The sequence below is a fragment of the Phaeobacter sp. LSS9 genome (assembly GCF_003443595.1).
In the GTDB taxonomy this organism is placed as follows: Bacteria; Pseudomonadota; Alphaproteobacteria; order Rhodobacterales; family Rhodobacteraceae; genus Phaeobacter; species Phaeobacter piscinae.
This window is the reverse complement of sequence record NZ_CP031956.1, coordinates 634,071-654,949: the sequence shown is the minus strand read 5'-3', so window position 1 is coordinate 654,949 and position 20,879 is coordinate 634,071. Positions and strand designations below refer to the sequence as shown.

Here is a 20,879-nt window from a genome sequence, read left to right as displayed (position 1 = left end):
TTGCAGCCCGCGCTCTGCGCAGCTGACGCTGCTCTGCAGGGAGAGACATATGGCTCATATCAACAAGGTTATCAGATCGATCAACTTGGACGGCGAGTTGATCTGCACCGATATTTTTCAGCGGCCTGACGGAAGTTATGGCTTCGACGAGTTCCGCCGCGATCCCGAGGATGGACGTGGTTGGTACAGCATTGGCCATTACGGCGAACAGGTGTTTACAGATGCCGACGCCGCGATTGCCGCTGCAAAGACGCAAATCCACTGGTTACAGGACAAGATCGATTGAAGGACACGGCCCGGTAGCGATGGGCTTTAATCCCCTTGGCCCGGACCGCGCTTCTTGCTAGGCGCGACGGGAGCGAAACAAATTCTGGCAGGCCCCCATGCAGCGCGACCCGATCCTAGTTGTTGACCGCGACACCGGCGAAACCTTTGAGGAGGTGGTGCTGGGGGAAAAATGGATCCGCTGGGCCTATCAGAACGCCAGCGCTAAACCGGTGGAGAAACTGCTGTTCCGCTCTGCCCTGATCAGTCGGTTGATGGGCGCGTGGTTCGACTCGCGGCTCTCCAGAGGCAAGATCAGCGCTGTGATCGAAGATTTATCCATCGACATGAGCGAAGCTACGGAACCAACAGAAAGCTATGCAACTTTCAACGATTTCTTCGCCCGAAACCTGAGGACTGAGGCGCGGCCTTTTGATCCTTCCCCCAGCGTGATTGCCAGCCCCGCAGACGGCCGCGTGCTGGTGTTTCCTGAACTGGCCGAGGATGTCTTTGTCCCCGTGAAGGGTCATCCAATGTCCATTCGCACCATGCTGCCCGGCATCGCGGATCGTTTCATCGGTGGCGCGCTGGCCATCGTGCGGCTGTGTCCTGCGGATTATCACCGCTATCACTTCCCCGCCTCCGGTCGGATCAGCGCCGCAAAGGATCTGCCCGGCGCGCTCCATTCGGTGAACCCGATTGCACTCGGCGCCGGGCCGGATGTCTTTGGCGAGAACAAACGCAGCTGGACCCTGATCGACACAGACACTATTGGCAGCTACGCCTTTGTTGAGGTGGGCGCCTTTGGCGTCGGCTCCATTGTCAACACTCGCACCTCGGGCGCTGTCGAGAAGATGGACGAAAAAGGCTACTTCAAATTTGGCGGCTCCACGGTCGTGGTGGTGTTCGAACCGGGCCGCGTGCAGTTCAGCGACGATCTGGTCACCAACAGCGTTAAGGGCCGCGAGACGCTGGTGAAAGTCGGCCAGCCGCTGGCCACGGCTATCTGACGTCTAGCGCCCAAGTGCCTATCGTTCTGGCGGGATCGCATAGGTCATGGTGGAGCGCGCAACCGGTCGCGATTCCCCTTCCGAAAACAAAAGCACATCGCCCACCGCAAGCTGGCGGCCCAGTTTCAACAGCTTGCCCTCCGCCACCAAAGGCGTGCCGCCGACCGGCTTGCGCATGAAATCGAAGGAGGCGTTGGTGGTCACCGCCAGCGCCTTGCGCCCCAGTCGAGACAGAACCAGCGCATAAACCGTGACATCGGCCAGTCCGAACATCGACGGGCCGGAGATCGTCCCGCCGGGGCGCAGGTGGCGTTCATCCACCAGAAGCCGCATGGTGATGCCGTCCTCGTCCAATCTGTCGATGACAAAATCATTGGCCACCTCTGCAAATACCTCCTGCAGATACGCCCCCAGCCCTGCGGCATCAAACGCCAATCCCATTATGTGCTCTCTCCCTCATAGTCCCGGTTCCCTGCGAGCGGATGTCGCATGGGGCTGCCGCGCAATACCGGTTCCCCCCTTTGCGCAACATGGTCTAACGTTGGCCTCAATCCGGGGAGGGACACAAGATGACAATTTTGGAACGTCACGACAGCAACGGCATCGCCACGCTGCATCTGAACGCGCCGGAGCGGCTGAATGCGCTCTCTGATGCGATGCTGGACGCCTTGCAGACAGAAATCGACCGCCTGCGTCACGACAGTGAAACCCGCGTGGTGATCCTTTCCGGACGAGGCAAAGCCTTCTGTGCCGGCCATGATCTGCGTGAAATGACCGCGGGACGTCAGGCAGAAGATGGCGGGCAGGCCTATTTTGCGGACCTCTTTGACCGCTGCACCAAGGTCATGCTGGGCCTGCAGCAGATCCCGCAGCCGGTGATCGCGCAGGTCCACGGCATCGCCACCGCAGCGGGCTGCCAGCTGGTTGCCTCCTGCGATATGGCTGTCGCTGCGGAGGGCACGCGGTTCGGTGTCAATGGCGTCAATATCGGCCTGTTCTGTTCCACCCCCATGGTGGCGCTGACCCGAAATATCTCGCGCAAACAGGCGTTTGAGATGCTGACCACGGGCGAATTCATCAGCGCCGCGCGCGCAGAGGAGTTGGGCCTGATCAACCGTATCGCCGCGCCTGAGGATCTGACAGAGGTCACGCAGGCTCTGGCCCGAACCGTTGCCGACAAGCTCGGCGCCGCCGTCAAGATCGGCAAACGCGCGTTTTATGACCAGCTCCAGCTGCCCACCGCCGAGGCCTATGCCCATACCGGCGCGGTGATGGTTGAAAACCTGATGCTGGGCGACACCATCGAAGGCATTGATGCCTTTCTGGAAAAACGCGACCCGAACTGGAAAAATCGCTGATCCGCTTAAAAAATCTAAAAGACGTCGAAAATTTTAGTCTTTGTTTACGATTGGCGATTTATTGTTTCCATGTCGGGTCTTTCAAACAAGGCAAGATCATGGCAAAGATTGGGCAGGGCTTGTGAGACACGGTCACAAACCCCGGCACAATTAGGGTCGCTGATGCGGACCGTCCCTCCACCGGGTCTCTCCCCCGGCCAGACAGTTCCCCAGCGACCCCAATACCCCTCCCGCGCAGACCAATTGACATTGCGACTGATGGCGTTGGGCTAGCACAGACCCAAAAACGCCAGTTTTTCGCACCGATCAGCACAAGCCGCACCGCGCAATATTGCGTGACGGCCCCAGCTGCCCTATGTGGCGGGCATGACAAAAACATTGCATATCGTGGGCGGCGGCATGGCCGGCTCAGAGGCCGCATGGCAGGCCGCACATATGGGCGTAGACGTGGTGCTGCATGAAATGCGCCCCAAGGTGGAGACCTTTGCCCATCAAACCGGCAATCTGGGTGAGATGGTCTGCTCCAACTCCTTCCGTTCGGATGATGATGAGCAGAACGCCGTCGGCCTGCTGCATTGGGAAATGCGCGCGGCAAACGGTCTGATCATGTCCACCGCCGAGCAGCATCGCCTGCCCGCAGGGGGCGCATTGGCCGTGGACCGTGAGCCCTTTGCCGAAACCGTGACAGCCCGGCTGAAAGCGCTGCCGAATGTCTCCGTTTCCTACGAGGAAATCACCGACCTGCCCACGGACGGCCACTGGATCTTTGCCACCGGCCCGCTGACCTCCGCCAGCCTGGGACAGGCCATTCAGCAGGAGACCGGCGCCGAGGCGCTGGCCTTCTTCGATGCCATTGCGCCGATCATCTACGCCGACAGCATCGACATGTCGAAGGCCTGGATGCAGTCGCGCTATGACAAAGGCGAGACCGAGGAAGAGCGCACCGCCTATCTCAACTGCCCGATGGACAAGGACCAGTATGAGGCCTTCATCGACGCGCTTCTGGCCGCCGACAAGACCGAGTTCCACGACGGCGAGACCGCCGGTTATTTTGACGGCTGCCTGCCGATCGAGGTGATGGCTGAACGCGGCCGTGAAACCCTGCGCCACGGCCCGATGAAGCCCGTCGGCCTGACCAATCCGCATCAGCCAGAGGTCAAGGCTCATGCGGTCGTCCAGCTGCGTCGCGACAATGCGCTGGGGACCCTGTTCAACATCGTCGGTTTCCAGACCAAGATGAAATACGGCGCCCAGACGGAGGTTCTGCGGATGATCCCGGGGCTGGAGAACGCCAGCTTTGCCCGGCTCGGCGGCATTCACCGCAACACTTTCCTCAACTCGCCCACGCTTCTGGACAATCAGATGCGGCTGAAATCGAAACCCCATTTGCGCTTTGCCGGGCAGATCACCGGGGTTGAGGGCTATGTCGAAAGTGCTGCGATGGGTTTGCTTGCGGGCCGGATGGCAGCAGCGGAAATTCTGGGCAAAACCCTACCCGAAGTGCCACAGGACAGCGCCATGGGTGCCCTGATCCACCACATCACCCGCGGCGCCGAGGCCAAGACCTTCCAGCCGATGAATGTCAACTTCGGCCTGTTCCGCCCGGTGGACGGGCTGAAAGGGGGCCGCCGCGGCCGCAAAGACCGCTACAAGGCCTACACCGACCGGGCAAAGACCGCCTGGCAGGAGTGGCTGGCAAACTTTTCCTAGACGCTCTGCGCGGGCAGTGCCTAAACTGCCTGCATGAGCAAAAAGTTTCTCGACAAAGCCTATGACCTTGAAACACCGGAAGCGACCCTGACCCACTACGACCGATGGGCCGCTTCCTATGACGCCGAGATCGCCGAAAACGGCTATGCCACCCCCGGTCGCATCGCAGAGGCTTTGGCAAGCGTTCAGTCCGATATGTCCGAACCGGTTCTGGATTTTGGCTGCGGCACCGGCCTGTCGGGCCTTGCCCTGCGACGCGCGGGATTTCAAACCATCGACGGTATGGAACCCTCCGGCGAAATGCTGGAACAGGCCCGTGCCAAAGGCGCCTATCGGCACCTGACGCAGATTGAGGTGACGGACACCCAACCCATCGCCAAGGGTGCCTATCGCCTGATCACTGGCTGCGGCGTATTGGGGACCGGGGCCGCCCCACCAACGGTATTTGATATGATTATGCACGCCCTGCCACGGGACGGGTTGTTTGTGTTTTCCTACAACGATCACGCGTTGGCGGATCCCGCCTATACCGGCAAGCTGAATGAATGGCTGGACTGTTCCGCTGCGCGGCTGCTATCTCGGGAGCATGGCGATCACCTCCCCGGTATCGACCTTAAGTCCACCGTCTACGTAATTGAGAAATCTTGACATTCATCACCCGCTTTGCGCCCTCGCCAACCGGTCCGCTGCATCTTGGCCACGCCTATTCCGCCCTTCTGGCACAGGACATGGCCGCCGCGAATGACGGCGTCTTGCTACTTCGGATCGAGGATATCGACACGGCCCGGTCTCGCCCGCACTGGGAACAGCAGATCTACGAAGATCTGGCCTGGCTGGGGATTGACTGGCCGCAGCCGGTGATGCGGCAATCACAGCGGCTGCCCCGTTACCGGGCTGCGCTTGATCAGCTCAGCACCATGGGGCTCACCTATCCCTGCCGCTGCAATCGCCGCGATATTGAGGCCGCCGCAGGTGCTCCGCAGGAAGGTGTGCCGCAATTTGGCCCCGATGGGCGCATCTACCCCGGCACCTGCCGGAACCGCACGATGGCGGACGCTGGCGCCGAGGATGTGATCCGCCTCAATATGAAAAGCGCCGTGCAGGCTGCCCGGCTGCGGCCCTTCACGGAGACCGGCGAGACATATGGCGGCCAATATCCGCTTGATCCTGAGCGACTGATCACAACGGTCGGCGATATTATCCTTGTGCGCCGCGGCATGGGCAGCGCTTATCACCTCTCGGTGGTGGTGGATGATGCCGACCAGCACATCACCCATGTGGTGCGCGGCGCTGATCTGTTTGAAGCAACGCAGATCCACGTGCTGCTGCAAGCGCTGCTCGGCTTGCCCACGCCACTCTACCACCATCACACTCTGATTCGCGATGACAACGGCAAGCGGCTCGCCAAACGCGATGATGCCCGCGCCATCGCAAAATACCGCGCCGAAGGCGCAACCTCGCAGGATATACGCGCCCTGGTTGGCCTCACTGAGGCCCGCCCTGCCCCATCTTCTGGCTAAAAATATCCCCGCCGGAGGCACGGCCCCTCAGGGCCGTCTCCAGCTGGCAGCACGCCTTAGACCATTGGCTGCATCAACTCCACCTCTTCGCCATCGCGAATGGCGGTGTAGAAACAGCTGCGCCGGTTGGTGTGGCAGGCCGCCCCGGTCTGACGCACCACCGCCAATAGGCAATCGCGGTCGCAATCCACCCGCAGATCCACCAGCGCCTGCACATGGCCGGAGCTTTCCCCCTTGATCCAGAACGCCTGACGGGATCGTGACCAATAGGTGACCCGGCGGCTCTCCAGCGTTTTCATCACCGCATCAGCATTCATCCAGGCCATCATCAGGACCTCGCCGCTGTCTTCCTCCTGCGCAATGCAGGGGATCAGACCGGCCTCATTATACTTTAGGCTAAGAGGATCAAACGACATGGCAAAAACCTTTTGCATCTGGGAACTGGCCCCCTATGTATTGGGAACAGCGCATAAGGGAAAGCCCGAGGTACCCCATGTCCGGCGAGACTGATCTGATAAAACTCTACTCCGCACGGATCCTGGCGCTGGCCGCCGATATTCCGCATCTGGACCGGCTGGACACCCCGGATGTGACGGTGAAAAAACGCTCCCCCCTCTGTGGCTCGACGGTGACGGTGGATCTTCAGATCAAGGAGGGCGCCATCGCCGCCTTTGGACAGGATGTGAAAGCCTGCGCATTGGGTCAGGCCTCCGCCGCGGTTGTGGGTGAGGTCATCCTTGGCCGCACCCTGCCGGAGGTCGCGCAGGCCCGCCAGCAGCTGAAGGCGATGCTGACCGAAGATGGGCCAGTCCCGGAGGCGCCCTTTGACGGGTTTGAGGTGCTGATCCCGGCGCGGGAGTTCAAGAACCGCCACGCCTCGATCCTGCTGGCGCTGGATGCCACCTTTGAGGCGATGCAGACCCATCAGGAACAGACCTGCGCCTGAGCGGTCTGCGCTCAGGCCTGACCACAGGCCCGCAAGTGCAAACGCTGCGTGGCGCGGACAGTCCTGACATCCGCGCGTTACTGCCGTCGGATCCATATTCCACGAACCACACGAAAAAACCGCCGCACACCCGAGGGGGTGGCGGCGGCAGTATGCTCTCTCATGCGGGACCCGAACGGGACCTGTTGACCTGAGGCAGGTCGGCCAGACCGGCAGGCAAACCGGGCAGGCTTGGGACAGGCGGCCCCGTCCGGCATAAAGAGTGCGATCAGGAAATCTAAAACCTCATAGCTGGCCGGTCGGTCGCATCACAGCAGGCCGGGCAGGTGCAAACCCGCCACCAGCATCACAACCAGCGCTGCCGCGCCGATGGCGTCCTGCAGCAGTGTCGATTGGGCATTCTGAACAGTCGTCTTGATTTGGGTCATCATGGTACGTCCTCCTGTCTGTCTTGCTATCGCTCTCTGGCGTCTTGTTGCCTATTTGTTCTCATATTCAGCGGAACCTGTAAAGAACTTTATGAGAACATTTGCGAACACGAAAGAACATGGAACAAGAACAGCGACAAAAACGCCGACAACGGATGCCGCGTTTTCTGTACCCCCTCGACGCTGGGACGAGATTAACCCACAGAAATCAAACGAATTGCTTGGTCCTGCTTCATCAGCCACAGAAGAACCCGCGCCGCCTGCCCCCGAGGGCTGGACAGATCAGGATCAGAGGCCAGCAAGGCCCGTGCATCACTTTGCGCCACTGCCATCAGACCCGCCTGCCGATCCAGATCGGCGATACGGAATCGCGGCAAACCCGATTGCGCGGTGCCGATGACATCCCCCGCACCCCGCATCTCCAGATCGGTCTCGGCAATGCGAAAGCCATCCTCGGTCTCGCGCAGGATCTCCAGGCGTTTCTGCCCGCCCTTGCTGAGCGGCGCTTGGTAGAGCAGAAGACAGGTCGAGGCCGCCTCCCCGCGTCCGACACGTCCACGCAGCTGGTGCAGCTGCGCCAGGCCAAAGATCTCTGCCCGCTCAATCACCATGATCGAGGCATTGGGCACGTTGACGCCCACCTCAATCACCGTGGTCGCCACCAGCACCTTGGTCTCCCCGACCTGAAACGCCGCCATCGCCGCGTCTTTCTCTGCGGGTGGCATCTGCCCGTGGACCAGCCCAACCACATGGTCCCCCAACACGGCGCGCAGTTGCTTGAACCGCTCTTCGGCGGCAGTGAGGTCCATCACTTCGGATTCTTCGACCAGAGGGCAGACCCAATAGCATTGCCGCCCTTCGTCGATGGCCCGGCGCAGGTGGCTGACCACCTCCTGCATGCGCTCCGTGCTGATGACGGCGGTTTTCACCGGCTTGCGCCCGGGTGGCTTTTCGTCCAGCACCGACACGTCCATATCGCCGTACTGCGTCAGGGCCAACGACCGCGGGATCGGCGTTGCGGTCATCACCAGAACATCGGCACCTTTGCCCTTTTCCGCCAGTTCCATGCGCTGGCGCACACCAAACCGGTGCTGTTCATCGACAATCGCCAGACGCAGATCCTGAAACGCCACATCCGCCTGAAACACCGCATGGGTGCCCACCAGAATCTGGATATCCCCCCGCGCCAGCGCCGCACATTTCGCAGCCCGTTCCCGGCCTTTGTCACGGCCGGTCAGAATCTCCAGCACCACGCCAGCAGTTTCCGCAAGCGGGCGCAGCGCCTCGAGATGCTGACGGGCCAAAATCTCGGTCGGCGCCATCATCACGCCCTGCCCGCCAGCCTCAACTGCGACCAGCAAGGCCATGAAAGCAACCAGAGTTTTCCCGGCGCCGACATCGCCCTGCAGCAGGCGGTTCATGCGCGCGTCCCGCGCCATATCGGCGGTGATTTCATCAATGGCGCGGGCCTGCGCGCCGGTCGGACGATACGGTAAGGCCGCCAGCACCCGCGATTGCAAACTGCCATTGGCCAGACTGCTGCGCCCAGGCAGTCCACGGTCCCGCAGCCGCGCCAGCGCCAACGTCAACTGATGGGCAAACAGCTCATCATAGGCCAGTCGCGTCCGCCCCGGCGATTCTGCCGCCAGCGCATCCATACCATCCGGCGTATGGGCGGCAATCAGGGCCTCCTGCCAGGTCGGCCACTCCTCCTGTCGGATCTGCGAGGGATCGGCCCATTCCTGAAGATCCGGCAGCCGCGACAGCGCGCTTTGCGCTGCCTTGAACATCGTCTTTTGCGAAACCCCATGAGTCAGATGATAGACTGGCTCAAACTCCGGAATATCACCCGCCTCTGCCACCGGCACCATGTGATCGGGATGCACCATCTGTGCCATGCCATCAAACAACTCCAGCTTACCGGAGACCACCCGGCGCGCGCCCTCCGGCAGCTGCGCCTCCAGATAACGGCTGCGCCCATGGAAGAACACCAGCTGGAACTCTTCCTCCGCATCGCTCACATGGATGCGGTAGGCACCGCCCTTGTTGCGCGCAGGCCGATGGGCACCGATGGTGACCTCCACCGTGGCAACCGTCGGGTAATCAAGCCCGCGAATACTGCCGCGACGGCGGCGATCCACAATCGAATAAGGCAGCGAATACAACAGGTCACGCGGCGTCTCTATATCGATCTGCGCGAAATGCTGCGCCGTCTTCGGGCCGATCCCCTGTAACGTTTCCAAGCCGGCAAACAGCGGAAACAGGATCTCTGGTCTGCCGCTCATGCGCCTGCAATCAGCTCCAGCCAGCCGTCCTCATCCAGGATCCGCACCCCAAGATCACGGGCTTTCTGCTCCTTGGACCCCGCACCGGGGCCTGCGACCAGAATATCGGTTTTCTTTGATACCGAGCCCGCCACTTTGGCACCCAGACCTTCGGCGCGGGCCTTGGCCTCTGCGCGGGTCATTTTCTCCAATGTGCCGGTGAACACCACTGTCAGCCCAGTGACCGGACTGTCATTCTGGGGCGCCTCCGGCGGGATGATGTCCAGATGGCCGCGCAGCGCATCAAAGGCCGCCCGTTCTTCCGTATTGGCGAAGGCATCGGACAGCGACAGCCCAAGCGTGGCGCCAATTCCGTCAATTCCTGTCAGGTCGTCCCATGCCGTGCGGGCCTCGGACGGCACGTTCAGCGCGGCGATGGCGCGGTCGCGTGCTTCCTTGATCCGGGCGCGGCGGCCCTCCTGCGCGGCCGCGATCCGTTCACGGTCCTCCGCCTCATCCGCCGCCCGCTGCGCCAGGGCCGCTGGACGCGCTATATCCACCGCCGCAGCCATCGCGTCCCAGTCGCCATAATGCAGGGCCAGATCGCGCGCGCCGACCTCGCCCACATGACGAATCCCAAGGCCAAAGATCAGCCGTGCCAGCTCAATCCTGCGCTTTTCCTCAATCGCCGCAAAAAGATTCGCAGCCGAGGTCTCACCCCAGCCATCGCGGTTTTTCAACTTGGCGAGGGTTTTTGCATCCCGCGCCTGAAGGGTAAAGATATCGGCAGGGGTTTTGATCGCCAGCACCTCGTCACCGTAGAACGCTTCGATCTGCTTCGCCCCCAGCCCGTCGATATCAAACGCCTTGCGGGAGACGAAATGCTTCAGCTTTTCAACCGCTTGCGCCGGGCAGATCAGACCACCAGTGCATCGGCGCACCGCGTCTCCCTCCTCGCGGACCGCATCACTTCCGCATTCAGGGCACACCGCAGGGAAGGCAAAAGGCACCGCCTCCTCGGGGCGTTTGGAGAGGTCCACATCGGCAATCTTGGGGATCACATCGCCCGCGCGATAGACCTGCACCCAGTCGCCGATCCGGATATCCTTGCCGTCACGGATCTCCTCGCCCTTTGAATCCAGCCCGGCAATATAATCCTCATTGTGCAGGGTCGCATTAGAGACCACAACGCCACCCACGGTGACCGGCTGCAATCGGGCCACCGGACTAAGCGCGCCGGTCCGTCCCACCTGAATGTCGATGCCCTCCAGCCGGGTCCAGGCCAGTTCCGCCGGGAATTTATGCGCGATCGCCCATCGCGGCGTGGTTGAGCGAAAGCCGAGACGCGCCTGCAACGCCAGCGCATCCACCTTGTAGACCACACCGTCAATATCATAGCCCAGCGTCGCGCGCTGTGCCTCGATCAGACGGTATTGCGCGATCAGCGCATCGGTCGTGGTGCAGTGTTTGGTCAGCGGGTTGGTCTGAAACCCCATCTCCCGTAACCGCGCGAGCGCCTCAAACTGCGTTTCGGCCAAAGGTTCCGACAGCTCCCCCCAGCTGTAGGCAAAGAACCGAAGGGGCCGCGACCGGGTGATCTCCGCATTCAGCTGGCGCAACGATCCCGCCGCCGCATTGCGCGGATTGGCAAATGTCTTGCCCCCCTGCGCAGCGTGACGATCGTTCAGCGCCGCGAAATCCTCATGGCTCATATAGACTTCGCCCCGCACCTCCAGCACCGCCGGTGCAGCAGCGATCTCTTGCGGGATATCAGCAATTGTGCGGGCGTTTTCAGTGACATTCTCCCCCACCGCGCCATCCCCGCGGGTGGCGGCATGGATCAGCTTGCCATTCTCATAGCGCAGCGACAGCGACAACCCGTCGATTTTCGGCTCTGCCGTATAAGCAAGCGGATCCGAGGCGCCGAGGCCTAAGTATTTGCGCAACCCCTTGTCGAAATCCCGCACATCCTCATCGTCAAAGGCGTTGCCCAGTGACATCATCCGCTGCGCGTGGGTGATCTTGCCAAAGCCGGAGGCCACCGGCGCACCAACCGTCTCCAGCGCAGTTGCACCATCTGCCAGTTCCGGAAATTGCTCGGCAAGCGCGCGATATTCACGTTTTTTGGCATCATAGTCGGCGTCGCTGATCTCCGGATCATCCGCCTGATGATAGGCAAGATCGGCGGCGCGCAATTCGTCCTGTAGCAACAGGAAACGGGCGCGGGCTTCGTCGCTGGTCAAACTCTTAAGATCGTTCTTGCCTGACTGTGTCACGGTTCTCGCCTCGCTTTGTCTTAGCTAGGTGATAGGACGGTGACGCCATCGCGTCCAGCCGCAGCACGGCTTGTAGATGTGAAAAATCCCGCCGTAGCGGGATCGTTCGGGTGTCAATTTAGGGTGGTAGAGTGCCGTCTCAGGCCCCTACAGCCATCCGATGGCCACCGGACATCTGATCGTCCTGCGGATCGCGCAGCACATAGCCCCGGCCCCAGACCGTTTCGATGTAGTTGTCACCACCTGTCGCCGTGCTCAGCTTCTTGCGCAGCTTGCAGATGAACACGTCGATGATCTTCAGCTCAGGTTCGTCCATGCCACCATAGAGATGGTTGAGGAACATTTCCTTTGTCAGGGTGGTCCCCTTCCGCAGGCTCAGCAGCTCCAGCATCTGGTATTCCTTGCCGGTCAGATGAACGGCCTTGCCACCCACCTCAACCGTCTTGGCATCCAGATTAACGGAAATCTTGCCGGTGTTGATGATTGATTGCGAATGCCCTTTGGAGCGGCGGATGATGGCGTGAATACGGGCCACCAGTTCCTCGCGATGGAAGGGTTTCGTCAGATAGTCATCGGCCCCAAAGCCAAAGCCCTTGATCTTGTTCTCGGTGTCATCGGCACCGGACAGGATCAGGATCGGCGTCTCGATACGGGCCATCCGCAGCTGCCGCAGCACCTCGTGGCCGTTCATATCGGGCAGATTAAGATCCAGCAAAATCAGATCGTAATCATAAAGCTTGGCCAGATCGATCCCCTCTTCACCGAGATCGGTCGAATAAACGTTGAGGTTCGCATGAGTCAGCATCAACTCAATGCTCTTCGCCGTTGTTGGATCATCCTCAACAAGAAGAATGCGCATATTATTTTCTCCGCCTGTACACTGTTTCCCTCAGGTCGAATTAACCTTGCTGGAAAAAAGTTAATGGCCCGTTACCATGATGGTTAATTTGCGCGATCACCTCAAGTGTGAATGATTTTTTTGCCTCAGGATTTACGATAGTCTTTAAGACGGGTGGCTTTCAGGGCGTCCTCGCCGAAGTCTGCGACGGCGGAAACCCAGCTGCGAAACTCCTCCTCGCTCAGGCTGTAGCGGCGCAATGCCTCGCTCTGCGGGATCAAGCCGTAGAGCACACCGCGCACAACTGCCGCTTTGCGCGATGCCACCCAGCGCCGTGTGGTCTTTGGCGGCAGATCCGCGCGTGTCATCACCGTGCCATCCGGCAGGGTCACAGCGCGGGGGCCATCGACTTTCTTCAAGAACATCTTCTCTTCCTTCGTGTGGAGCATCGAAATTGGTCCGTCCCCACATTTCGCGCAAACGCCTTAAGGAGGGATGAACCTGCCCCCTTGAGGATCATTAGGATTTTCCTATATTCTGCGGTGTCTTTCCTACATATCCGAGGAGTCGCCTGATGGCGCAGGATGCACATCCCCAATTGAATTCGCTTGGCTTTGCCAAACCACCCGCCGAAACTCGGGTGGTCGTGGCCATGTCCGGCGGCGTCGACAGCTCTGTTGTTGCTGCACATTTGGCCGATGAGGGCTATGATGTGGTGGGTGTGACCCTGCAACTTTATGATCATGGCGCGGCACTTGCGAAGAAGGGCGCCTGCTGTGCCGGCATCGATATTCACGATGCCCGCCGCGTGGCCGAGGAGCGGGGCTTTCCGCACTACGTGCTGGATTATGAGAACATTTTTAAGGATGCGGTCATTGATGAGTTCGCCGACAGCTATCTGGCTGGCGCAACCCCGGTGCCCTGTATCCGCTGTAACGAACGGGTGAAGTTCAAGGATCTGCTGGAAACGGCCCGCGATCTGGAGGCCGATTGCATGGCCACCGGCCATTATATCCAGCGCAAGGACGGGCCAAACGGGCCAGAGCTGCATTCCGCCGAAGACGCCAATCGCGACCAGAGCTACTTTCTGTTCTCCACCACCCCGGAGCAGCTGGACTACCTGCGCTTCCCGCTCGGCCATCTGCCGTCCAAGGATGCCACCCGCGAGATGGCGTCTCAATACGGTCTGGCCGTCGCGGACAAGCCCGACAGCCAGGACATCTGCTTTGTGCCCAATGGCGACTATGCCAGCGTGATTGAAAAACTGCGCCCCGGTGCGGCAGACCCCGGCCAGATCGTCCATGCCGATGGGCGCGTGCTGGGCAGCCACGAGGGCGTCATTCACTACACCATCGGACAGCGTCGCGGTCTTGGCATCGGCGGGCTGAGCGAGCCGCTCTACGTGGTGAAGCTGGATGTTGACACCAAACAGGTCGTGGTCGGCCCCAAGGAGATGCTGGCCACCCGTACGATCCCTGTGCGCGAGATCAACTGGCTGGGGGATGAGGCGTTCACCAGCCGCGAGGAATGGCATCTGAAGGTCAAGGTTCGCTCGACCCGCCCCCCGCGTGACGCTATCATCCGTCCGATTTCGGAGACCGAGGCGGAGGTCGAACTGCTGACCCCCGAGGAAGGCATCTCCCCCGGTCAGGCCTGTGTGTTCTACGCCGGGGAAGGGAGCCGCATTTTTGGCGGCGGCTGGATCTGGCGCGGCTACTGACAGACACCCCCAAAAACCAAAATCGAGATAGTGCCTGAGGGCAGAGCTGCTCTCAGGCGCGGCTCTGCATCCGGCAGGCTCTGCATCCGGCAGGCATCAGGTCCGGGCGGAGGACTACGTCGGCAGACGATCCAGCACGGCCCGGGCCGCGCGCAGGCCGGGATCTTCGCCGCCCTCACCCAACCGCTCCATCGTGGTCGCCATGGCAGAGGATTGTGCGGTCGGCTCCGCCTTCACTTTGATCAGCGCCTTTGCAATTGCCTCCGGCGTGCACTCAGGGCCAAGGCATTCGGGCACCACACGGGTGTCGCTGACCAGATTGACCAGCGTCACAGTATCAATCAGTGCCATCCGCCGCATGATGTGCCAGGTGAGCCACTGGAACTTATAGGCGATCACCATCGGGGTGCGCGCCGCGGCCAGTTCCAGCGAGACGGTGCCAGAGGCTGCCAATGCCAGATCCGCCGCTGCGAAAGCTGCGCGTTTGTGCGCCTTCGCCACCTCAGGCTCCAGCGTATTGGGGTCAATCACCACCGCCGTATCCGACCATTCCGCCAGATGGCTGCGGACCAGATCGGCAACCGGACCCGCAGCAGGCACCACGATCCGGTATTCCGGGTGACTGTCCTGAAACTGTTTAAGCGCGGCGCCAAACACCGGCGCCAGACGTGTCACCTCAGAGCGGCGCGACCCCGGCAGCGCCAGAACAGTTGGCGTATCGTCAAGCTGGTAGGCGCGGCGAAAACCTGCAATCTCTTCCGCCGATGCTTGTGGTTCGCCCACAACGGGGTGGCCAACAAAATCACACTCCATACCAGCCGCCTGCATGTAGGGCGGCTCAAACGGCAAGAGCGCCAGAACATGGTCGATCACCTTGGCCATCTTCTGTGCCCGTTTGGGACGCCAGGCCCAGACTGAGGGCGCGACGTAATGCACCGTGCGGATATTGCTGGCCTCTTTCACCAATCCAGCGACCCGCAGGGAGAAATCCGGGCTGTCGATGGTGATCATCACATCCGGCTTCATATCCAGCACTGCATCCGCAGTTTCACGAATGCGACGTTTCAGGTGGCGGTACTTCGGCAGCACCTCCGCCAGCCCCATCACCGACAATTCCGACATGTCGAAGCGCGAGACCAGCCCCTGCTCGGCCATCAACGCGCCGCCCACCCCCTCGAAACTGACATCCGGGCGCAGCTGGCGCAGACCGGCCATCAACGCGCCGCCGAGGCGATCTCCCGAAGGTTCCCCCGCGAGGATGAACACCCGCAGGCTCATGCGCTGCGCAGCCAGAGAAACAGGCCCAGGCGATTGCAGGCGGCCACCACATCATCCTGGTTCAGGACAATAACGCCCCCCGCTTCCAGCACGATCCCGGAGAGCCCGGCCTTCGCCGCCAGCTCAACCGTCTGCACACCAATGGTGGGCAGATCTGCGCGGCGGTCCTGCCCCGGTTTGGGCGCCTTGAACAACAGCCCACCGGTGCCATCCGGGCGTTTTTGCAGCGCGCTCAGCATCCAATCGGTACCAAAGAGGTTTTCCACCGCAATCGCCTGCCCCCGACGCACAGCACAGGACTGGCCCACATCGGCGCGGCTCATCGCGTCCACAACCTCGGCGCCACGCTCTGCATCGGGCTTGTCCAGCTCGCCCGGTTTGACCTCGGTCGGAATGCCTTCGGCCATCAACAGATCCGGCGCCACCTCATGGGCGGCGCGCACGGTCATACCTGCCTGCTCAAAGATACCGATGATGGCCCGCAGCGCGCCGTCATCGCCGGCCGCCAGAGCGCCCTGAAGCACCGGCACCAGCGGCAGGGTCTCGGCGTCGATCTCGCCGGGCTCAATCGCCGGACGACGCACCGCCCCCGCAAGGCAGATCTCCGTCACGCCTGAGGCTGCCAACCGCGCGATAAAGCTGCCGAGTTGTTCCAGACGAAAGGTCAGTTCCGGCTCAATGTGATCCGGCTCCGACCCGCGCATGGCGCAGATCAGCGGTCGATCAGACAGACGTGCGGCCAGTTCGGCGGGCAAGGCGCCCTGCCCTGCAATCAATGCTAGCATGTGATCAGCCCCCCGGCGTCAGGAAAGAGCGATCGCTCTCACCGGTGATGAATTCGACGATTTCCTGCACGTATTCACTGTCGCTTTCGGCACCAAGACGGCGCGCGCGCTCCTGAAAGGTGCCTTCGCCCTGCGCCAGCATCTGGAACGCGGCCCGCAGCGCGGTGATATCAGAGCGTTGCACGCCCCGGCGTTTCAACCCGACAAGGTTCAGCCCGTCCAGCTCCCCGCGCGGGGCCTGTACCAACCCATAAGGAATCACATCATTGGTCACCATGGTGACGGCGCCGACGATGGCACCGTGCCCGATCCGCACCCATTGGTGGATGCCGGACAGACCGCCGATGATGACGTCATCTTCCAGCACGCAATGACCCGCGACCGCGGCTGAGTTCACAACGATCACCCGATCCCCGACCTGCGCGTCATGGGCAATGTGACAGCCGGCCATGAACAGGCCATCGTCGCCGATTTTGGTCACCCCGCCGCCGCCTTCTGTGCCGGCGTTCACCGTCACATGTTCGCGGATACGGTTGCGCTTGCCGATCACGGTCTTGCAGCGCTCGCCCTTGAACTTCAGATCCTGCGGGATCTCTCCCAGAACGGCGAAGGAAAACACAACTGTATCTTCGCCGATCTCGGTATCCCCGGTCACCACAACGTGGGATTTCAGCTCCACCCGGTCGCCAAGCACGACATCAGAGCCAATCAGGCAGAACGGGCCGATGACGCAATCCGCACCGATCTTGGCCCCCTCTTCAATCACCGCGCTGGGGTGGATCCGGCTCATCTGGGTCAATCCTTTTGCACGTCGACCATGGCGGAGAATTCCGCCTCTGCCGCCGTTTCACCATCAACAGTCGCGACGCCCTTGAATTTGAAGATCTTGCCGCCGGGCTTGCCACGGGTGGTTTCCACGCGCATTTCCAGCACATCACCGGGGATCACTTTGCGACGGAATTTGCATTTGTCGATGTTCATGAAATAGATCAGCAGCTCGGTGTCGATCATATCCATGCCAACGCCCAGCATCACCCCGGCGGTCTGCGCCATCGCCTCGACGATGGTGACGCCCGGCATGATCGGCGTGCCCGGGAAATGCCCCTGAAAATGCGGCTCATTCATAGTAACATTCTTGATGCCACAGGCCGAGGAATAGCCATCGATCTCGACGACCTTATCGACCAGCAAAAACGGGTAACGATGCGGCAGAATCCGCTGGATCAGGTGAATGTCGGCGCTTTTCAGCTCGGTTGTCATTGCGGTTTTCCCGTTTTCTGAATGTTAGGTATGTCCTAGCAACTGGCCACAGCTTCGGCAAGCCGCCGGGCAGGTCCGGGCAGATCTGACCTCTGCCAGACCTGCGATCTCAGATCACTCGCTGTCGACCTCAGACTGACTGTCGCGACCATCGCCCAGAACCTCATTTACCCGCGCAATCGCCAGATCCGTCACATCCGCCGCATCGGCACTGAGGAACACGCTGGCGTGCTCCAGAATGGCCCCGGCGCCCGCTTCCAGCATGATCTGCTGCAGCACCGGCAAGGACGCGGTGAAAAAATCGCGCCGCGCGTCTTCGCCCATCTGGTTGATATCACGCAGCTTCTGATCCTGATTGCGGCGGGTTTCCTGCACTTTCTTGTCGAAGGCATCTGCCAATGCGCGAAAGGCCTCGGGATCCATACTGCTGCGCCGCTCCGTCAGATCCAGCTCCTCCGCACGCAGCTCCGCCTCAATCCTGCGGTTCTCCGCCGTCAGCACCGCGCCCTCGGCGTCCAGCTCCTGCGTGACCCGTTGGCCAAAGGCACTCTCGGCGTAGAGCCGCTCGGAATGGATGGTCAGCAGCCCCGTCTGTGGCGCCCCCAGTTGCAGCGTCTCCCCGATGGGAAATCCTGCTGCAGGCACCGTCGCCTCCTGCGCAGCACCGGGTTGGATCATCAGCGGCAGCACCGCAAGAGCGCACAGAAAAGGCGCCAGCCAACCAGCCAGCGCCCCCCTGTGCCGTGTGTCCACAGCTTGTGTCATTGCAATCAGAACCGCGCCTGAAGTGTCAGGTCAAAGCTCTGCTCCTGGTCGAAGTCTTCTTTCTTCAGCGCCTTGGAGAAGTTGAAGCGCAAGGGCCCGAAACCTGTGGTCCACAGCAGCGAGAAGCCAACAACATGGCGATAAGAGCCGCCGCGCCCAACGATATTGCCACCAGCGGCGCCGGTATCGGCGTTGTTCAAACCCCAAAGGTTGCCAACATCATAGAACAGACCACCGCGCAGACCGATCTCTTCGGGCAAGCCCAGCGGGAATTCCGCATCAAAACGCGCAGCTGCGTAGTAGTTGCCGCCGAGGAAGTCGTTGTAATTTCCGCCGCTTCCGTTCGGTGACTGATCCCGTGGGCCAATACCACCGGGTTCAAAACCGCGCAGGATGCTGGGCGACAGAACAAACCGGTCGATGGAGCGGCTGAACCCGTCCCCTTGCCAGCTGAATGCCCCCGCCTCGATGGTGGCGCGCAACGTGACCTCTTCGTTGAAGACACGACGCTGAGCGATGAACTTCGCGGTGCTGCGCAGATATTCGGAGTCTCCCCCAAGCCCTGCATAGTCAGCGCCGACCTGGATCAAATACCCCGAATTCGGGTCCAGACCGTTCAACCGGCTGTCCACCGTATAGGTAAAGCCGATGGTGCTGGCATTGATGGCGCCCTGATTGATCTCGCTTCGGACAAGCGGCCCGGCCAGCGGGAAGCCGGAGGAATCGTCGCCCCGGCTGATCATCTCGTCCTCATCCCAAGTATAACGCACCTGAAGATTGCTGTTCTCGGAGGTTTGGAACGTCAGCGCAGGCGAGAAAAACGCCCGCTTGGTATCATAAAGGGCAAAACTGGAATCGGTCTCCGAAAAGCCCAGATCCAGATCGAACCGCAGGTCGCGGCCCAACAGGTAGGGTTCTGTAAAGCCGAGAGTATATTCTTCCTTATCCTGCGCAGTGGAGATGTTGAACGACAGACGCTGGCCACGGCCAAGGAAGTTGTTCTCCGACAGGCCCAGGCTGATGCCGAAACCATCGTTGACCGAATAGGCCCCGCCAAGGCTCAACGATCCGGTTGGTTTCTCTTCGACGTCTACATCGACAACCACCTCACCGGCGCTGCCGCCTTCACGAACGTCCACCTCTGCGGTCTCAAAGAACCCAAGCGCCCGGATGCGTTCTGCGCTCTCACGAATTTCGCGCGGGTTGAACGGGTCGCCTTCGACTGTGCGGAACTGTTGACGGATCACCCGGTCCAGCGTGGTTGTGTTGCCTTCGATATCAATCCGCTCAACAAACACGCGTGGTCCGCGGGTCAGAACAAAATCGACATCCAGGGTCAGATCCCGATCATTGCGGCTAATGCGTGGCTCCACCCGCAGGAAATCGATCCCCTTGCGGATGGCAAAGGTTTCCAGCCGCCGGATCGCGTTCTCGATCACGCTTGGGGAATAGGTCACGCCAGGGCGCACCTTCAGCACCTTGCGGAACTCATCAGCGTCGGCTTCTGACATTTCGCTGGTGACCGAGATCTCACCGAACTCAAACTGCTGGCCCTCGGTGATATCCACCACCAGGAAGGCGGCGTCGCGCTCTTCGGTGACTTCGGCGTTGGTGCTGTTGATACGCACATCCACATAGCCGCGCGACAGGTAGAAATCGCGCAGAACCTGCTTGTCGAACTCAAGGCGGTCTTCAATCAGCGTATCCGCCCGAATGAAGGTCCGCAGCAGACCCGCCTGTTTTGTTTCCAGCACGCGACGCAGGCGACGGTCGGAATAGACCCGGTTGCCCACGAATGATACGCGCTCCACCTCAATGGTGTCGCCTTCGGAAATTTCGAACACCAGATCAACGCGGTTGTCGCTGCGCCGGATAATGCGCGGTGTCACGGTCGAGGCCAGACGCCCCTGCGCGCCATAAGCTTCCGCTAGGTTGGAGGCATCCCGTTCGGCAACGGTCGGGTTAAACACCCGGCGCGGCGCCGATTCGATCAGCGCCAGCATCGCGTCATCCTTGATGCGGCGATTGCCTTCAAAGCTGATCTTGTTGATTGTCGGGAACTCGGTGACCTTGATCACCAGTGTATTGCCCTGCGGCACGATCTCGACGGTTTCGAAAACACCGCTGTCAAGAATACGCTGGTAGGCATCATTGAGCTGACCGGCACTGACGGATTTGCCCCGTTCAATGCCCGTATAAGCCACAATTGTTGAGGTCTGGATGCGTTGATTGCCCTCGACCTGAACGTTTGAGAAACTGTAACTCTGCGCCACGGCGATCTCTGGCGTCAGGACAAATCCCAAAGCAATGGCCAGCGCCGCGGCAGATACGTTTCTATACAAAATATGGGCACCCAATTTGCGCCCCCCACAGGATGTACCCGTGTGCTTCCCCCGAACCATCAGTCAAAACCCGATTTTTTTACAGCTTAATCCGTGCGTATCGGGTTTATCGGCG

Annotated in this window: 21 protein-coding genes; 8 read left to right on the top strand and 13 right to left on the bottom strand. The window is 60.9% G+C overall.

The genetic code is table 11. The features are described from left to right. Positions 1–49 precede the first annotated feature (49 nt). On the top strand, positions 50–286 hold the full coding sequence (locus D1820_RS03225) for a hypothetical protein (RefSeq protein WP_118067859.1): 237 nt from the start codon (positions 50–52) through the stop codon (positions 284–286). Between the two features lie 97 nt (positions 287–383). Next, positions 384–1,274, top strand: coding sequence for an archaetidylserine decarboxylase (gene asd, locus D1820_RS03220; RefSeq protein WP_118067858.1), 891 nt, complete (start codon positions 384–386; stop codon positions 1,272–1,274). Between the two features lie 18 nt (positions 1,275–1,292). On the opposite strand, the gene D1820_RS03215 is transcribed toward asd, so the two are convergent. After that, positions 1,293–1,715: a PaaI family thioesterase gene (locus D1820_RS03215; protein WP_118067857.1), complete on the bottom strand. Its 423-nt coding sequence runs from the start codon at positions 1,713–1,715 to the stop codon at positions 1,293–1,295. 128 nt (positions 1,716–1,843) lie between these two features. On the opposite strand from D1820_RS03215, the gene D1820_RS03210 reads away from it, so the two are divergent. The 4 genes from D1820_RS03210 (at position 1,844) to gluQRS (ending at position 5,862) form a co-directional block, all read left to right on the top strand. Beyond that, positions 1,844–2,632: an enoyl-CoA hydratase gene (locus D1820_RS03210; protein ID WP_118067856.1), complete on the top strand. Its 789-nt coding sequence runs from the start codon at positions 1,844–1,846 to the stop codon at positions 2,630–2,632. 366 nt (positions 2,633–2,998) lie between these two features. Further along, positions 2,999–4,342 (top strand): methylenetetrahydrofolate--tRNA-(uracil(54)-C(5))-methyltransferase (FADH(2)-oxidizing) TrmFO, encoded by a 1,344-nt coding sequence (gene trmFO, locus D1820_RS03205; RefSeq protein WP_118067855.1) that lies wholly within the window; start codon positions 2,999–3,001, stop codon positions 4,340–4,342. 33 nt (positions 4,343–4,375) lie between these two features. Then, positions 4,376–4,990 carry a class I SAM-dependent methyltransferase gene (locus D1820_RS03200; protein WP_118067854.1) on the top strand — a complete coding sequence of 205 codons (615 nt, stop codon included), beginning with the start codon at positions 4,376–4,378 and terminating at the stop codon, positions 4,988–4,990. Further along, positions 4,987–5,862, top strand: coding sequence for a tRNA glutamyl-Q(34) synthetase GluQRS (gene gluQRS / locus D1820_RS03195; RefSeq protein WP_118067853.1), 876 nt, complete (start codon positions 4,987–4,989; stop codon positions 5,860–5,862). The genes D1820_RS03200 and gluQRS overlap by 4 nt, the downstream gene beginning before the upstream one ends. Before the next feature lie 56 nt (positions 5,863–5,918). On the opposite strand, the gene hisI is transcribed toward gluQRS, so the two are convergent. Beyond that, positions 5,919–6,296, bottom strand: coding sequence for a phosphoribosyl-AMP cyclohydrolase (gene hisI / locus D1820_RS03190; RefSeq protein ID WP_118067852.1), 378 nt, complete (start codon positions 6,294–6,296; stop codon positions 5,919–5,921). Between the two features lie 59 nt (positions 6,297–6,355). On the opposite strand from hisI, the gene D1820_RS03185 reads away from it, so the two are divergent. Next, a complete protein-coding gene (locus tag D1820_RS03185) occupies positions 6,356–6,808 on the top strand; it encodes an iron-sulfur cluster assembly scaffold protein (protein ID WP_118067851.1) in 453 nt (150 codons plus the stop codon). A 308-nt stretch (positions 6,809–7,116) separates the two neighbouring features. On the opposite strand, the gene D1820_RS19250 is transcribed toward D1820_RS03185, so the two are convergent. The 5 genes from D1820_RS19250 to D1820_RS03165 form a co-directional block, all read right to left on the bottom strand. Then, the gene (locus tag D1820_RS19250) at positions 7,117–7,239 is read right to left on the bottom strand and encodes a hypothetical protein (RefSeq protein WP_024097384.1); all 123 of its coding nucleotides are present in this window, start codon (positions 7,237–7,239) and stop codon (positions 7,117–7,119) included. A gap of 191 nt (positions 7,240–7,430) precedes the next feature. After that, positions 7,431–9,521 carry an ATP-dependent DNA helicase RecG gene (recG, locus tag D1820_RS03180; protein WP_118067850.1) on the bottom strand — a complete coding sequence of 697 codons (2,091 nt, stop codon included), beginning with the start codon at positions 9,519–9,521 and terminating at the stop codon, positions 7,431–7,433. Then, entirely contained in the window at positions 9,518–11,776 is a 2,259-nt protein-coding gene (gene ligA / locus D1820_RS03175; protein ID WP_118067849.1) for an NAD-dependent DNA ligase LigA, read from the bottom strand. The genes recG and ligA overlap by 4 nt, the downstream gene beginning before the upstream one ends. A 139-nt stretch (positions 11,777–11,915) precedes the next feature. Continuing rightward, entirely contained in the window at positions 11,916–12,635 is a 720-nt protein-coding gene (ctrA, locus tag D1820_RS03170) for a response regulator transcription factor CtrA (RefSeq protein WP_014874550.1), read from the bottom strand. A 125-nt stretch (positions 12,636–12,760) separates the two neighbouring features. Next, the gene (locus tag D1820_RS03165; RefSeq protein ID WP_040104126.1) at positions 12,761–13,039 is read right to left on the bottom strand and encodes a DUF1153 domain-containing protein; all 279 of its coding nucleotides are present in this window, start codon (positions 13,037–13,039) and stop codon (positions 12,761–12,763) included. Between the two features lie 149 nt (positions 13,040–13,188). Between D1820_RS03165 and mnmA the strand changes: the two genes are divergently transcribed. Next, the gene (mnmA, locus tag D1820_RS03160; RefSeq protein WP_096871215.1) at positions 13,189–14,334 is read left to right on the top strand and encodes a tRNA 2-thiouridine(34) synthase MnmA; all 1,146 of its coding nucleotides are present in this window, start codon (positions 13,189–13,191) and stop codon (positions 14,332–14,334) included. A 114-nt stretch (positions 14,335–14,448) separates the two neighbouring features. On the opposite strand, the gene lpxB is transcribed toward mnmA, so the two are convergent. The 6 genes from lpxB to bamA all read right to left on the bottom strand — a co-directional run bounded on the left by lpxB (position 14,449) and on the right by bamA (position 20,824). Next, the gene (gene lpxB, locus D1820_RS03155) at positions 14,449–15,612 is read right to left on the bottom strand and encodes a lipid-A-disaccharide synthase (RefSeq protein WP_118067848.1); all 1,164 of its coding nucleotides are present in this window, start codon (positions 15,610–15,612) and stop codon (positions 14,449–14,451) included. Beyond that, positions 15,609–16,397: an LpxI family protein gene (locus D1820_RS03150; protein WP_118067847.1), complete on the bottom strand. Its 789-nt coding sequence runs from the start codon at positions 16,395–16,397 to the stop codon at positions 15,609–15,611. The genes lpxB and D1820_RS03150 overlap by 4 nt, the downstream gene beginning before the upstream one ends. A 4-nt stretch (positions 16,398–16,401) precedes the next feature. Then, positions 16,402–17,187 carry an acyl-ACP--UDP-N-acetylglucosamine O-acyltransferase gene (lpxA, locus tag D1820_RS03145; RefSeq protein ID WP_040178372.1) on the bottom strand — a complete coding sequence of 262 codons (786 nt, stop codon included), beginning with the start codon at positions 17,185–17,187 and terminating at the stop codon, positions 16,402–16,404. 5 nt (positions 17,188–17,192) lie between these two features. Beyond that, positions 17,193–17,657, bottom strand: a complete 465-nt coding sequence (gene fabZ / locus D1820_RS03140) for a 3-hydroxyacyl-ACP dehydratase FabZ (RefSeq protein ID WP_024097392.1) — start codon at positions 17,655–17,657, stop codon at positions 17,193–17,195. Between the two features lie 114 nt (positions 17,658–17,771). After that, entirely contained in the window at positions 17,772–18,422 is a 651-nt protein-coding gene (locus tag D1820_RS03135) for an OmpH family outer membrane protein (protein ID WP_118067846.1), read from the bottom strand. 5 nt (positions 18,423–18,427) lie between these two features. Further along, a complete protein-coding gene (gene bamA, locus D1820_RS03130; protein ID WP_118067845.1) occupies positions 18,428–20,824 on the bottom strand; it encodes an outer membrane protein assembly factor BamA in 2,397 nt (798 codons plus the stop codon). Positions 20,825–20,879 lie beyond the last annotated feature (55 nt).

Coding starts and splice junctions, on each gene's coding strand:
- D1820_RS03225 (WP_118067859.1), top strand. CDS start 50: ATGGCTCATATCAACAAGGTTATCAGATCGATCAACTTGGACGGCGAG.
- asd (WP_118067858.1), top strand. CDS start 384: ATGCAGCGCGACCCGATCCTAGTTGTTGACCGCGACACCGGCGAAACC.
- D1820_RS03215 (WP_118067857.1), bottom strand. CDS start 1,715: ATGGGATTGGCGTTTGATGCCGCAGGGCTGGGGGCGTATCTGCAGGAG.
- D1820_RS03210 (WP_118067856.1), top strand. CDS start 1,844: ATGACAATTTTGGAACGTCACGACAGCAACGGCATCGCCACGCTGCAT.
- trmFO (WP_118067855.1), top strand. CDS start 2,999: ATGACAAAAACATTGCATATCGTGGGCGGCGGCATGGCCGGCTCAGAG.
- D1820_RS03200 (WP_118067854.1), top strand. CDS start 4,376: ATGAGCAAAAAGTTTCTCGACAAAGCCTATGACCTTGAAACACCGGAA.
- hisI (WP_118067852.1), bottom strand. CDS start 6,296: ATGCAAAAGGTTTTTGCCATGTCGTTTGATCCTCTTAGCCTAAAGTAT.
- D1820_RS03185 (WP_118067851.1), top strand. CDS start 6,356: ATGTCCGGCGAGACTGATCTGATAAAACTCTACTCCGCACGGATCCTG.
- D1820_RS19250 (WP_024097384.1), bottom strand. CDS start 7,239: ATGATGACCCAAATCAAGACGACTGTTCAGAATGCCCAATCGACACTG.
- recG (WP_118067850.1), bottom strand. CDS start 9,521: ATGAGCGGCAGACCAGAGATCCTGTTTCCGCTGTTTGCCGGCTTGGAA.
- ctrA (WP_014874550.1), bottom strand. CDS start 12,635: ATGCGCATTCTTCTTGTTGAGGATGATCCAACAACGGCGAAGAGCATT.
- D1820_RS03165 (WP_040104126.1), bottom strand. CDS start 13,039: ATGTTCTTGAAGAAAGTCGATGGCCCCCGCGCTGTGACCCTGCCGGAT.
- mnmA (WP_096871215.1), top strand. CDS start 13,189: ATGGCGCAGGATGCACATCCCCAATTGAATTCGCTTGGCTTTGCCAAA.
- lpxB (WP_118067848.1), bottom strand. CDS start 15,612: ATGAGCCTGCGGGTGTTCATCCTCGCGGGGGAACCTTCGGGAGATCGC.
- D1820_RS03150 (WP_118067847.1), bottom strand. CDS start 16,397: ATGCTAGCATTGATTGCAGGGCAGGGCGCCTTGCCCGCCGAACTGGCC.
- lpxA (WP_040178372.1), bottom strand. CDS start 17,187: ATGAGCCGGATCCACCCCAGCGCGGTGATTGAAGAGGGGGCCAAGATC.
- fabZ (WP_024097392.1), bottom strand. CDS start 17,657: ATGACAACCGAGCTGAAAAGCGCCGACATTCACCTGATCCAGCGGATT.
- D1820_RS03135 (WP_118067846.1), bottom strand. CDS start 18,422: ATGACACAAGCTGTGGACACACGGCACAGGGGGGCGCTGGCTGGTTGG.
- bamA (WP_118067845.1), bottom strand. CDS start 20,824: ATGGTTCGGGGGAAGCACACGGGTACATCCTGTGGGGGGCGCAAATTG.